Origin of the sequence: Mesorhizobium sp. CO1-1-8, assembly GCF_020164875.1 — a bacterium.
In the GTDB taxonomy this organism is placed as follows: domain Bacteria; phylum Pseudomonadota; class Alphaproteobacteria; order Rhizobiales; family Rhizobiaceae; genus Mesorhizobium.
The window spans coordinates 108,274-120,816 of the sequence record NZ_JAIUGZ010000001.1; the positions used below are offsets into that span (position 1 = coordinate 108,274).

Annotated in this window: 13 protein-coding genes and 1 pseudogene; all 14 read left to right on the plus strand. The window is 60.4% G+C overall.

All coding sequences use genetic code 11. The annotated features are described in order from the left end of the window. Positions 1-22: 22 nt before the first annotated feature. The 14 genes and pseudogenes from LB558_RS00480 (at position 23) to LB558_RS00545 (ending at position 12,291) form a co-directional block, all read left to right on the plus strand. Positions 23-1,303, plus strand: a complete 1,281-nt coding sequence (locus LB558_RS00480; RefSeq protein ID WP_224695615.1) for a coproporphyrinogen-III oxidase family protein — start codon at positions 23-25, stop codon at positions 1,301-1,303. Positions 1,304-1,737: 434 nt separating this feature from the next. Further along, positions 1,738-2,139, plus strand: coding sequence for a hypothetical protein (locus LB558_RS00485; RefSeq protein WP_224695616.1), 402 nt, complete (start codon positions 1,738-1,740; stop codon positions 2,137-2,139). Positions 2,140-2,355: 216 nt separating this feature from the next. After that, on the plus strand, positions 2,356-2,610 hold the full coding sequence (locus LB558_RS00490) for a phosphopantetheine-binding protein (protein ID WP_224695617.1): 255 nt from the start codon (positions 2,356-2,358) through the stop codon (positions 2,608-2,610). Positions 2,611-2,613: 3 nt separating this feature from the next. Beyond that, entirely contained in the window at positions 2,614-2,856 is a 243-nt protein-coding gene (locus LB558_RS00495) for a hypothetical protein (protein WP_224695618.1), read from the plus strand. Next, positions 2,840-3,592 (plus strand): thioesterase II family protein, encoded by a 753-nt coding sequence (locus LB558_RS00500; RefSeq protein WP_224695619.1) that lies wholly within the window; start codon positions 2,840-2,842, stop codon positions 3,590-3,592. Before LB558_RS00495 ends, LB558_RS00500 begins: the two co-directional genes overlap by 17 nt. Before the next feature lie 82 nt (positions 3,593-3,674). Further along, entirely contained in the window at positions 3,675-4,271 is a 597-nt protein-coding gene (locus LB558_RS00505; protein ID WP_224695620.1) for a DUF2087 domain-containing protein, read from the plus strand. 479 nt (positions 4,272-4,750) lie between these two features. After that, positions 4,751-4,921 (plus strand): annotated as a pseudogene (locus LB558_RS00510) (JAB domain-containing protein); the annotation flags it as partial. A 253-nt stretch (positions 4,922-5,174) separates the two neighbouring features. After that, the gene (locus tag LB558_RS00515; protein ID WP_224695621.1) at positions 5,175-6,356 is read left to right on the plus strand and encodes a carbohydrate kinase family protein; all 1,182 of its coding nucleotides are present in this window, start codon (positions 5,175-5,177) and stop codon (positions 6,354-6,356) included. 72 nt (positions 6,357-6,428) lie between these two features. Beyond that, positions 6,429-7,205, plus strand: a complete 777-nt coding sequence (locus LB558_RS00520; RefSeq protein WP_224695622.1) for a glutamine amidotransferase — start codon at positions 6,429-6,431, stop codon at positions 7,203-7,205. Positions 7,206-7,233: 28 nt separating this feature from the next. Next, positions 7,234-8,004 carry an ATP-binding cassette domain-containing protein gene (locus LB558_RS00525; protein ID WP_224695623.1) on the plus strand — a complete coding sequence of 257 codons (771 nt, stop codon included), beginning with the start codon at positions 7,234-7,236 and terminating at the stop codon, positions 8,002-8,004. Positions 8,005-8,037: 33 nt separating this feature from the next. Continuing rightward, positions 8,038-9,024 (plus strand): autoinducer 2 ABC transporter substrate-binding protein, encoded by a 987-nt coding sequence (locus tag LB558_RS00530; RefSeq protein ID WP_224695624.1) that lies wholly within the window; start codon positions 8,038-8,040, stop codon positions 9,022-9,024. Between the two features lie 8 nt (positions 9,025-9,032). Beyond that, the gene (locus LB558_RS00535) at positions 9,033-10,019 is read left to right on the plus strand and encodes an ABC transporter permease (RefSeq protein WP_224695625.1); all 987 of its coding nucleotides are present in this window, start codon (positions 9,033-9,035) and stop codon (positions 10,017-10,019) included. After that, positions 10,016-10,975 carry an ABC transporter permease gene (locus tag LB558_RS00540; protein ID WP_224695626.1) on the plus strand — a complete coding sequence of 320 codons (960 nt, stop codon included), beginning with the start codon at positions 10,016-10,018 and terminating at the stop codon, positions 10,973-10,975. Before LB558_RS00535 ends, LB558_RS00540 begins: the two co-directional genes overlap by 4 nt. After that, entirely contained in the window at positions 10,975-12,291 is a 1,317-nt protein-coding gene (locus LB558_RS00545; RefSeq protein WP_224695627.1) for a M20 family metallopeptidase, read from the plus strand. Before LB558_RS00540 ends, LB558_RS00545 begins: the two co-directional genes overlap by 1 nt. Positions 12,292-12,543: the final 252 nt, after the last annotated feature.

Genomic DNA, 12,543 nt, shown 5'->3' on the forward strand with positions numbered 1-12,543 from the left:
CGGCGGAAAGGACGGTTTCGCAATGAACAAGACCGCAGGTCCCCGGGGGGTTCACTTCTATCCCGTCACCTCCAAAGGTCTGCCGATCGCACCGGTCCATATCATCGGCAGCGGACCTATCGCGCTTTACGTCCATATTCCCTTTTGCGAAAAGCGCTGCCATTTCTGCGAGTTTGCCGTAGTTGCGGATCGGCAGGTCACCGATGAGCTCGTCGCCAACTATCTCGAAGCCCTGCGCAAGGAAATCCGCGCGTTTCTAGAAATCTGCGCGACCTCGCCGAAGGTCAGTCTGATCCAGTTTGGCGGCGGCACGCCGACCGCGCTTAGCGCCGCCGATCTCGGCAAACTTTTGGATTTCATCTTCGAACAATTCGATTGCGCCGAGCTCGAGGAAGTCATCGTCGAGGGTTTTCCGACGACCATCACATCGGATCGGATCGCCGTGCTCGAGCGCGTTCCGAACATCAAGCTAAACATCGGCGTGCAGTCGTTTCATCCCGAATGCCTTGAAGCCGTCGGACGCGATCACGGCCTTCTCGCAAGGGAAGCCATTGAGAACGCCGCCGCTTCCCGGATCGGTTCGGTGGGAGTCGACCTGATATTCGGACTGCCCTCGAGCGCCGCCGAGACAGTCCAGTCGGATATCGAGACGGCCGCGCAGTGTGGCGCCGAGCATTTCGCCTTCTACCCACTGTGGGTCTATGACCAGACGACGCTCAAGACGCGGGTTCGCAATGGACGAGTGGAATTGCCCGGGCATGCCGCCCAATACGATCAACTTCTCGGCGGCGGTACCGTTCTGGCCGATCTCGGCTACGAGCGGTACACCTCCTTCCACTACGCGCTGCGACCAGACGCCAGGCACTATTACGGGCTCTGGCAGATGCAGGCGTGCAACTGGATCGGTTTCGGCATGTCCGCGATGAGCCACCTCGAGGGTCACATCCGGTTCAACGATAGGAGTATCCGGTCCTATATCGACAAGGTCGAGAGTGGAGCGACGGCTGCGGTCGAGCAGTTCCTGATGACCAAGCAGCAGCGAATGCAGTTCGAATTCCTCTATCGGCTCCGCATCAAGGCGTTTTCGACGACGTATTTCTTCGACCGTTTCGGGATCTCGGTCGAAGCAGCCTATGGCGACAAGCTGGCGGTCCTGGAGAAGCTGGGTCTCATTCGCGTGGACGCGGAAACCGTTGCGCTGACATTGCGCGGCACGCTGCGTCTGCGGGAAATCGAAGATTACATCAATAAGATATCCGAATTGCCCGCCGATTTCGCAATGGCAGTGTCTGCGGAGGTGTGAGGAATGGCCGAAATGCATAGTCATGCAGATGGGAATGCCGCTTCCGGGCATCGACGACTGCCGGGAAGAACAGGAGCGATCGGGGTGATGCGGACGGCGTATTGGACCGAAAGCCCGGGAACGGTACGCCGACGATACCGATACCGATATTGAACGGACCGGCATGGAGCGCCGGGTCGTTCAAAACGGGTAAAATACATTCTGGATTCTGTTTTAACAGGATCGCGAAAAATGATTGACTATGTACAAGAATTTTAACTTGAACATATTAGAATAGTTCTTTCAATCGCAATTTTATGCTTCAGCTATCCTTGTATTTTCTCGGGAACTGGTGTTAGTATATGAGGTCGAGTGAATGCTTGCTACTTTCAACGCATCCATAGCGGGAGGGTTGGTTACAAAACCGCGTGGATCTTGGACAAGGATCTCTAGAGATGACCTATGAAACGCTCAAGGGCTCAATTGACAGGCCCCCCACTATCGAAACGCTATTCGAAAACAATATCGTCAAAATCGACCGCATCACCGTCCGCGGACAGATCACCCCGGCGGGCGTATTTCCGGATGAGCCGAGCAACGAATTCGTTCAGCTGATCCAGGGGCACATGGTGCTTGAATATCAGACGGCCGACGGCGAAAATAAGAAGATGAGCCTGCGCGCCGGTGACTACGCGATGAAGGCGCCGACGGAACGCACTCGTGCGGACTTCACCTCGCCAGACGAGGACACGGTCTATCTCAAGATCTCGCATACCGGCGGCGAACGCGGCAAATACAAGCTGTTCACCGGGTCCGTCGGACGGGACGAAGTGCACGGCAGCAAGAACAAGAAGTAGCGGCGGCAAAGGAATCGAACCGTCCCCCGCTGTCGCGACCGGCGGCGGGAGACGCTTGTAGATGTCACCTTAGATGTCACCGCCGTAGATGTCACCGCGCTTTTTCGCAACAAGGCGCGGTCCCACGGGAGCCGAAGGGCCTCTCGGCTCTCGATCCGAGGTGCAGTTTCGCGACGAAGAGGTATTGGGCTAGGACAACGGTGATGGAGGTGACCCGTGGTTGAGACGGTGTTGTTTCGATGTGTCGGGAAGACGGCGGCGTATTTGTCCAGCGTTTCCCTCGACGATCGGCTCGTCGACCTCGAGTTCGATTCGCTTCGATTCATCCAACTCGTCGTGCAGCTCGAAAATGCGCTAGGCGTCGTTTTCGACGACGAAAAGCTCGATCCCGCCCAGTTCGAAAGAATGAGCGACTTGCTCGCCTATCTTGAAACCCTGGCTCCGAAGGCGGCTAATGCCCGGGGAGCGTGAATTTTGGGCCAGCCGAGCGGTCTTGCGATGCTCGGCGAGCCGGGCCGAAGCGCCGTGATCGACGCCCGCCGCATCTGGCCCCTCTTTACCGACGATCGCTGCCGCCTGCCGATCCGTTTCAACCGTGCGCCGGCATTTCCATCGGAAGCGTATTCTCGTCGCAAGCAAAGAGCAGAGTTCAGAGCGGATTTGTCGAGGCGCCAAGAGGCTGGATTTGGCGGAATTGCGGATGGCACGATCGAGTAAAGAACCTTGGCTGAGCGGTTATGAGTCCCGGCCATCGGCCCGGCTCCGCCTGTTCTGCTTTCCTTTTGCCGGCGGCAGTGCGTCAGCCTATCGCGGATGGTCGGCGGGGCTGCCGCAGGATGTCGAAGTCTGCCCGGTCCAGCTTCCCGGTCGCGAAGCCCGCTATTCGGAGCCTGCTTTCCGGAGCATCCCGGAACTCGTGCCGGTGCTTGCCGATGTGCTTCGGCCAATGTTCGACCTGCCATTTGCCTTTTACGGCCATAGCCTCGGTTCGCTGATCGCGTTCGAATTAGCCCATGAACTGAAATCGCGCGGCGAAGAGGTACCGGCCGGCATATTCGCCGCCGCGCACCAGGCGCCGAAATATCCCCATGGTCCGGCGGTATCGCGTCTTTCCGAACCGGATTTGATCGCTCACGTCGAGGAAATGAACCCGGATGCGAGGTTTTCGGAGAATCCGAGCCTCTGGAAGCTGATCCTGCCGATCCTTCGTGTCGATCTGGCACTTTGCGACTACTATGTTTATCGACGGCGGCCGAAGCTCTCCTGCGCGATCACCGCCTTCGGCGGGGCCGAGGACAGCGGCATAGCCGAAGCCGCGCTCAACGCTTGGGGAGAAGAAACGGAAGGTCCTTTCTCGGCACATGTCCTGCCCGGCGGCCACTTCTTCGTGGCGGCCGAACGGGAGCGGCTGCTGGCGCTGATTTCGGAGGACTGCCGCAGGCTGATGACCTGACGCTGCCGCAGGATGCCTGCGCTACTCGTCGGCTGCGAACCGAAAGTTGACCAAGGTCAGCATATGGGGGAAGATTTCGTCCATGAACGAAGACGTTACGACAGTTGAGATCGGCAGGCTCCTCCTGCTTTTCACCGACCCGGACCGCTTGCGGGTGCTGACGGCGATGCTCGACGACGCCCTTATGCCGGCCGAGATCGCCGCCAGCGCCCGGCTGGATATGGCCGGCACCATGCGCCACCTGAAAACGCTCCAGCAAGCCAGATTGGTGGAAATGGTTCCGGGGCACGAAACCCGGTTTAGGGCCACGCTCGAAAACCTGAAACAGACGACGATCGCACTTGCAGCGCCGTCGCGGGTGCCGCAAAACGCCAGTGTCGCCGAAGTCGATTTCGATACCCGGCAGGTGCTGAGCGCCTTTTTCGATGGCGGGCGGCTCAAAGCATTACCGATGCGCAACCGACGGAAAAAGATGGTCGTGTTGGAGGAATTGCTCAGGCGCATACCTTGGAAATCGGAATATCGCGAAGCCGAGCTCGACCAGCATATCAAACCTATCTACGAGGATTATTGTTCGATCAGGCGGGCATGGATCGATTTCCTGTACATGGTCCGCGATCACGGCGTCTATACTTGGACCCGGCAAGGTATGAACGCAATCAAATCGGCATCCCATTGAGAGGCCGCCGAATTTCGCCCGTTCGAGTGGTACGATGCCAACCGGCACTGTGGAAGCGCCCCAAATTCACGTTATCACCGGCGGCGCAGGTCGGATAAGCGACCACGAGAGTGAGTAGCTGTTGGCCGCGGAACCGGTGGAAGACTTGAAGCCTCAATCGGCATCAGCTCTTATAGCCATTTGGCCATTCTTGGCGGACCCGAAAATAGAACGACGAAGCGGCTCCGCGCAGCGACTTCAGGCCTCGTACTTGGAGGACAATCAACAAGACAGCGAGGCGGCGCGTCGCTTTTTTCGGCTTCAATCTATCGTCGGCCCGACAATGCAATTTGAACGGAAGTGGGATGAGCAGCGGTCATCGCATCTGGACGCCTCTGATGCGACTACCAGTCCCCTACCCCAATGCAATGCCGCAGTTAGATCGTTTTATTCGGCTCACGCTCCTTTGCTCCACTGTGTGTGTCCGTGATCCAGCGTGACTGAGCGTGATGCACAACCACCCGTCAGGCGACCCAACGCCATCGCGCGCCGACATCGAGATGACGAAGGAGATCATCGACGCTGGCAAGCGGCTGGGCATCGCGGTGCACGACCACATCATCATCGGTCGGAAGGGATATGCCAGCATGAAGGGTCTGCTGCTGATCTAGGCAGGCCGGGGCATGCCACGAACGTCCCGATCAAGCCGGGCAATTGAATGAAGTGCAGGAAATTCGCTTGCACAATCTTTTGCCAAAAAATTTGAAAATTGTTCAATCTTGGAAGAGAAACTCTAGATTCGCCCTCCTTCCGGATCAATCTTCCAATTAAGAAGAATACTCTCCTGTTTTTAGAAGACAATTCCGTTGAGGCATCGCATTTTCGCTGCTACCGTTTTGAAACGCTTCAATTGGAACTCCTCCATTGCAACGCAAGCGCCCGACCATAGCGGATGTCGCACGAACCGCCGGTGTCTCCATCGGCACGGTGTCGAACTTCATCAACGGAACGGCCGGCCTGAAGGAAGGCACGCGCGACCGCATCGAGAAGGCGGTTTCCGCGCTGATGTATCGGCCGAGCTCCTTTGCGCGCTCACTGCCGGGCCGCGCAGCACGCAGGCCAAAGAATCTCGATCACCTGCCAAGACTTCTGGTCGCCGGTAGGGTGAGTGTCGACTTCCTGTGCCGCGTCGACGTGCTGCCGCATCGCGATGACCGGATCACCGCCAGCCACATCGACAAGGCGTTGGGTGGCCCTGCGGCCAATCTCGCGGTGGCCGCCGCCGGCATCGGAGCTCCCTATGCGCTGGACGTCGAGTTGGCGACAGCGGTCGGCCAGGATCCAGAGAGCGATTGGGCGCTCGGCGCGCTTTCGAAACTGGGTGTCCACGTCTTGCCGATCCGCAACACGCCCAACAACCGTCTCTCCCAGGCGATCGTCATCATCGAGCGCAACGGCAGCCGCACGATCATCAGCGAGCCGTTCGAGCTTGGTGAGGTCGACCTGACAGCCAATCTGGATATCCAGCCCGAGCGACGTCCGGCCTGCCTTCATATCGAAGGCTTTCACTACGAGACGATGACCGCCTCCATTGCGCGCTTTCATCAGGCGGGCTGGAAGGTGAGTCTGCATTCGGCCGGTCTTCCCAAAAGCGCACGCACGCCGGAAACCTTCACGCAGATGGTCAAACAGATCGATCTGACCTTCATCAACGATGTGATGATACGGGAGATCTTCGACTTTCGCAGCCGCATGGCGACGACGATCGAAGAGGTGCGGCTGATGCTGTCACGCATCAAACAGCGGGGAACGGTCGTGCTCACCCTTGGTGAGTTCGGCGCCGTCGTTTTTCCGGCGAATGGCGGTCCGCAGATCGAGGTGCCGGCGCTGCCGGTCAATCGCGTCGACGCGACAGGCGCCGGCGACAGCTTTGCCGGCATCTTCCTTGCCCTTTGGCTGCATGGCGCGTCGCTGGATGACGCCGCGCGCTACGCGGCGATCGGGGCGAGCCTGACGACAACGGTCGAAGGCGCGCAGGGTTACATCGCAGACTTTGCCACGCTGAAGGCTACCGCCTTAGCGAACAATGCCGTGATGGCGAGTTGAAACAATGGCTTATCGACGTTTCGACCTGGCGCGGAAAACCGCATCAACCGACGAAATCAGGAGAGTATGATCATGGCGAAAACAAAAGTCCTTCTTGTCGGCGAAAGCTGGGTGAGTTCGGCGACCCACTACAAGGGGTTCGACCAGTTCGGCAGCGTCACCTTTCACCTGGGCGCAACACCCCTGGTGGACGCTTTGAAGGGCAGCGAATTCGATCTCGACTACATGCCCGCCCACGAGGCCGTCGAGAAGCTGCCTTTCACCATGGAAGGGCTGTCGCAATACAGGGCGATCATCCTGTCCGACATTGGCGCGAATTCGCTCCTGCTCCACCCCGATGTCTGGCTCCACGGCAAAACGGTTCCCAACCGGCTCAAGCTTCTGCGCGACTGGACGTTGGCCGGCGGCGGTCTGATCATGATCGGCGGCTATTTCAGCTTCCAGGGCATTGACGGCAAGGCGCGCTGGCATCGCACGGCGGTCGAGGAGGCGCTGCCGGTGACCTGCCTTCCCAATGATGACCGGCTCGAAATTCCGGAGGGCTTTCGTCCGGAGATCACCGGTTCCAGAGACCACCCGCTTTTTGCCGGCATCGAGGGCGAGTGGCCGCTTCTGCTCGGCGCCAACGAGGTCATCGCCCGCGATCGGGACGATGTCGAGGTGCTGGCACGGCTGCCGCAGGATCAGGGCGGCCATCCCCTGCTGGTCACCGGGCGCCATGGCCAAGGGCGCACGCTGGTCTGGACGTCGGACATCGGTCCTCACTGGCTGCCGAACAGTTTTGTCGAATGGCCCGGCTATGCGCGGCTTTGGACCAACGTGCTGCGCTGGGTCAGCAACGCCGCCTAGCCGATCCGCAATCGTTGGGGAACCCGTCATGACAGAGCCCTTTCTTGTCGCCAGAAACATCGCCAAGCGCTTCGGCGCGCTGACCGCGCTGGCAAATGTCGATCTGGAGATCCGCTCCGGTGAGGTGCTGGCGCTTCTCGGCGACAATGGCGCCGGCAAATCGACCTTCATCAAGATCCTGGCAGGCGCTCATCCGCCCAGTGATGGGGAGCTTGTCATCGAGGGCAATCCGGTAGCCTTCTCCTCGCCCAAGGATGCCGCGGCATCGGGGATCGCGACGATCTTTCAGGAACTGGCGCTTTCGGAGAACCTGTCGATTGCCGAAAACGTCTTTCTCGGCCGCGAATTGAAACGCTCCATTTTGGGCATTCCGTTCCTGAAGCGCAAAGAAATGCGCCAGCGCGTCGACGGCCTGCTGAAGGAGCTCGATGCTCATATTTCCGATCCAGAAGCGCCCGTAGGCAGCCTGTCGGGCGGCCAACGCCAGGCCGTCGCAATCTGCCGGGCGCTCAATCTGAACGCCAGGCTGGTTATCATGGATGAGCCGACCGCGGCCCTTGCCGTTGCCGAAACGCGCAAGGTCCTGGCGCTGACACGGCGGCTTGCCGCGCGCGGTTGTGCCGTTGTGCTCATCAGCCACAATATTTCCGAAGTCTTCGAGGTTGCCGACCGCATCGTGGTGTTCCGGCGCGGCCGCAAGGTGGCCGAACGGCTGGCGGCCGAGACCGATCACGAGGAAGTCGTTTCGCTCATAACAGGCGCTCATCCCGACGTGCGGGCGCTTGAAAAAACAAACTGAAACGCACGTCATTTCCAGAGAGGTTCAAACACAATGCTTTCACAATTCAAGAAAGTGCTCGCCGCTTCCGCACTGTCACTCGCCATTGCAACCGCGGCGCATGCCGCGGACAAACACAAGGTCGCCTTCGTTCCGCAATTGATCGGCATCCCTTACTTCAACGCCATGGAAGCCGGCGGCAATCGCGCCGCCAAGGATCTGGGCGTCGACTTCATCTACTCGGGGCCCGTCGACACCAATCCGGTCGACCAGTTGCAGATCGTCCAGAACCTGATCGATCAGGGCGTCGAGGCAATCTCGGTCAGCGTCCTCGATGCGTCCAGCATCGCGCCCGTTGTCGAGAGCGCCAAGGCGAAGGGTATAAAACTGTTCACCAGCGACAGCGATGCACCCGACAGCGGCCGCGCGGTCTATGTCGCCCAGGCGACCGACGAAGGCCTCGGCACGACGATCATCGACGAACTCGTCAAGCGCGTTGGTGAGGACGCAACCATCGGTATCGTCTCCGGCGAAGCAACGGCGTCCAATCTCAATGCCTGGATCGGCTTCATGCAGAAAGAGGCCACCGGCAAATATCCGAAGCTGAAGCTGCTCGCGCCGCAATTCGCCGGCGGCACCGCTGAACGCGCCGCGCAAATATCAGGCGATCTGATGGCAGCCAACCCGGACATCAAGGCCATCATCGCCGTCGCCTCCTCGACATGCCCGGGCGTTGCCCAGGCCATTGAAACCGCCGGCAAGATCGGCTCGGTCATCGGTGCGGGCTATTGCAGCCCGAACACGGCACGGTCCTACCTGAAGAGCGGCGCCTTCGGCTTCACCGTGCTCTGGGATCCCGAGCAACTCGGCTATCTCACGGTCTGGGCCGGCAAACAGCTGATCGACGGCAAGAGTTTCGAAGCGGAAAACAAGGTCGCCGGCCTGGAAAAGCCCGTCACCTATGATGCCGCCAAGGGCATTTTGCTTCTCGGGCCGCCGGCTGTCTTCACCAAAGACAATGTCGACAAGTTCAACTTCTGAGCTGTGACATGAAACCGGTGCGGCTGATTGGAAACGGTGTCTTCTCCATGAACGGGCGAGAGTGGTCTCTGCTTGTCGCCTGTTTGCTGGCGATCGTCATCTTTTCTGTCGCATCGCCTCACTACGCGACATCAGGCAATGCAGCCACGGTCCTGCGCAACAGCGTCGAACTGCTGCTGATCGGCCTTGGCATGACCTTGCTGCTCGCCATGGGCGGCATCGATGTCTCGATCGGCATCGTCATGGGCCTCGCGGCCATCGCAATCGGCCGCGTGCTTGGTGCCGACGGCAATCCGCTGCTGGCGATCGTTGTCGGCCCGCTGGTCGGCGCGCTGCTCGGCTGTGTCACAGCGGCCGTCGTCGTTCTCGGCCGCGTTCCGGCGATTGTCGGAACGCTCGGCCTGCTCGGCGTCTACCGCACCGCCGTCTTCGTACTTCTCGGAGGGCAATGGCTTTCGGGCCTGCCCTCGAGCCTTACAAATCTTCTTGCAACCAGCGTGCTCGGCGTCCCCGTCCCTGCCCTGGTGATTGCCGTTGCCTATCTGGCTGTCTGGCTGGCGCTGCGGCGAACTCCTTATGGGCTGCATCTGCTGGCGATCGGCAATTCGGAGGAAAAAGCGCGGCTTTCGGGCATCCCAGTGATCAAGATCCGCTTCATGACCTTCGTCGTCAGCGGTGTGCTGACCGGCATTGCCGCCATGTTCTACGTCGCCACCTACCGCAACGTGGAAATGACGATCGGCAGCACGCTGGCGCTCGATGCCATTGCCGCCGTCATTCTTGGCGGCACAAGCATATTGGGCGGCAGATGCAGCCTGATCGGCACCGTGCTCGGCGTGCTGCTTCTGAGAATCCTGCAGAACGGCCTGCTGCTGATCGGTGTCCCTTCCCTTTGGCAGCCTGTCGTCACCGGCGTTCTCATCATCGGCGTGCTTGGCTTCGAAGCTGTTTGCAACGGATTGCCACTCGGCAGATTTCAACGAGCCCGCGCATGAAAACGCTCCGCAACCTGCAGGGCCCGGCCCTTACCCTGGCTTTGCTCTGCGCGCTTTGGCTGATCGTCATTGTCGGCCTGCTGGCGCTCAAGCCCTCGGTCTACAATCTCGGCACCGTCACCACCATCCTTCAGTTCTCGACGATCCTCGCCCTGGTCGGCCTTGGACAAGGGCTGGTCATCATGGCCGGTGGCGCCGGCATCGACCTCTCGGTCGGCGGTGCGGTCTCGCTGTCCGCCATCGTCGCGATGCTTTGCCTCGAGCTAGGATTGCCGCCGGTCCTGCTGCCCGCCGTCTGCATCCTGGCCGGCGCGATGCTCGGTGCCTTGAACGGATGGCTGGTGAACGGGCTCGCCCTTCTCCCCTTTATCGCGACGCTCGGCACCTTCTTCGTCTATTCCGGCGCGGCACTTGCCGTCACTGGCGGTGCTGCCCAGGCGGGCGTGCCTCCATGGCTGCTTCTGTGGGGGCGCGGCGTCGTCATGGGCATTCCGATGCCCTTCCTCACCCTTGCCATCCCCTGCTTTGCGCTTGCCGGCATGGTGCTGCTCTCGACGGCCTGGGGGCGCTGGATTTACGCCATGGGCTTCAACGAACGTTCGGCCAAACTGGTCGGCATACCGGTCGATCGCGTTCGCTTCATTCTCTACGTGCTGAGCGGTGCGCTTGCCGGCGCCGCGGGGCTCGTCTCGATCGCCTGGCTCGGCAGCGGCAGGCCCAATATCGGCCAGAACCTCGAACTTGAATCGCTGACTGCCGCCATGCTTGGGGGCATCGCCATCACCGGAGGGCGCGGTGGCGTCGGCGGCGTGTTCGCGGCCGTCCTGCTGCTGGTCACGCTCAAGACCGGCCTCCTGCAATTGAACATCAACACGGTCTGGCAGGTGGGGATTGTCGGCGCCCTTCTGGTTTTCGTCCTTCTCGCCGACCGACTTTCCCAACGTTGGAGATCATGATGCCGTCCATGGAAGAGATCATCGCCGCGCGCGTCGAGGCAAGCGCCGATCGTATCGTCGAAACACTGAGCGATCTCGTCGCTTTCCCCTCAATCGTAAAATCCAATCCGAAGGAGGCCGGCCCCGGCGAGCGTGATTGCCAGCTGTATCTGCAAAAGCGGATCGAGGCGCTCGGCTTCTCGACCGATCTGTGGGATCCGGACGGCCCGGCGCTCTACGAAAAATACAAGGGGCGTGCCGGCGCCAACAAGGGCAGAACATTCGAGGGCAGACCCAATCTCGGCGGTGTCTTGAAAGGCACCGGCGGTGGGCGCTCCATCATGCTGACCGGCCATATCGACGTCGTCCCGCCGGGCGCTGCCGGACACTGGACAACCGACCCGTTCCAGCCCGTCCTCAAGGACGGATTTCTGCACGGTCGCGGCACGGTCGACATGAAAGGCGGCGTCGCCTGCATGCTGATGGCCGTCGAGATCCTGAAGGGACTCGACATTCCCTTGTCCGGAGATGTCGTCTTCACCACCGTCGTCGACGAGGAAATCGGCGGCATGGGGTCACTGGCCATGGTCGATCGCGGCTTTCACGCCGATGCCGGTATCATGACCGAACCGACGGCCAACAAGATCGCACCGCTCTGTCACGGCATCCTGTGGGGCAGGATCATCATTGACGGCATAGGCGGACATGCGGAACTGACGCCGAATGCCTGGTATTCGAGCGGGCCGGTCGATGCCGTCCAGCTTTGCCGGCAAATCCTCGACGGCATCGACATCCTCAACCGGCGCTGGATGTTCGATCCCCGGAAGAACCATCCGTTGATGGATCTGCCGAACCAGATCATCGTCACCCAGATGAGTGCCGGCGAGCATCCCTCCTCGATGGCAGGTCGCGGTGAAATCATCATCGACGCGCAGTACCTGCCGAGCGAGCATGACGAGTTCAAGCTGGGCGGCAACGTCAAGCGCGAAATCGAAGAACATATCGCCAATGTTTGCCAGGCAGACCCTTATCTTCGCCAGCACCCTGCCCGCGTCGAGTGGATCCTCGACGCCGACTGCGCCGAGATCCCGTCGGACAATCCCTTTGTCGGCGTCTTCCAGGAGGCTGTCAAAGAAGCCAATCTCTCGCCGGTCCTGAGTGGTTTTGGCGCGCACAGCGACATCGGCCTGCCGACCGGCCTCGGCAATACCCCGACCGTCAATTTCGGCCCCGGCGACCCTGCGCAGGCGCATCAGCCGAACGAACGCGTTTCGGTGCGCGATCTCGTCGACTGCACCAAGGCAATTGCAATTGCTGTCGAAAAATGGTGCCGCTAGCCTGGCAGCGGCAACATGAAGGGGACGGTTGGCGATGCGACGACGCAGCATGGGCCCATGGCCCTTCGACAGGAGCGTGCGGCGCTTCTGGTCATCGACAGGCGGCGGCACCCCCTCGAGTTCCCGCCGTGCGGCAAGGTCTCGATCTTTGCCAGGCCGCAGCATCGTGGCCGAGCTTGCGCCACTTCCTGGTGATGTCGTCGCGTTCTGACAGCAGGCGAACTTGCGCAAGAGATTGAGCTGAGTGCATGA

What these genes read in the sequence shown, in the direction of transcription:
- LB558_RS00480 (WP_224695615.1), top strand. Translation starts at nt 23, where the DNA reads ATGAACAAGACCGCAGGTCCCCGGGGGGTTCACTTCTATCCCGTCACC.
- LB558_RS00485 (WP_224695616.1), top strand. Translation starts at nt 1,738, where the DNA reads ATGACCTATGAAACGCTCAAGGGCTCAATTGACAGGCCCCCCACTATC.
- LB558_RS00500 (WP_224695619.1), top strand. Translation starts at nt 2,840, where the DNA reads ATGGCACGATCGAGTAAAGAACCTTGGCTGAGCGGTTATGAGTCCCGG.
- LB558_RS00505 (WP_224695620.1), top strand. Translation starts at nt 3,675, where the DNA reads ATGAACGAAGACGTTACGACAGTTGAGATCGGCAGGCTCCTCCTGCTT.
- LB558_RS00520 (WP_224695622.1), top strand. Translation starts at nt 6,429, where the DNA reads ATGGCGAAAACAAAAGTCCTTCTTGTCGGCGAAAGCTGGGTGAGTTCG.
- LB558_RS00525 (WP_224695623.1), top strand. Translation starts at nt 7,234, where the DNA reads ATGACAGAGCCCTTTCTTGTCGCCAGAAACATCGCCAAGCGCTTCGGC.
- LB558_RS00530 (WP_224695624.1), top strand. Translation starts at nt 8,038, where the DNA reads ATGCTTTCACAATTCAAGAAAGTGCTCGCCGCTTCCGCACTGTCACTC.
- LB558_RS00535 (WP_224695625.1), top strand. Translation starts at nt 9,033, where the DNA reads ATGAAACCGGTGCGGCTGATTGGAAACGGTGTCTTCTCCATGAACGGG.
- LB558_RS00540 (WP_224695626.1), top strand. Translation starts at nt 10,016, where the DNA reads ATGAAAACGCTCCGCAACCTGCAGGGCCCGGCCCTTACCCTGGCTTTG.
- LB558_RS00545 (WP_224695627.1), top strand. Translation starts at nt 10,975, where the DNA reads ATGCCGTCCATGGAAGAGATCATCGCCGCGCGCGTCGAGGCAAGCGCC.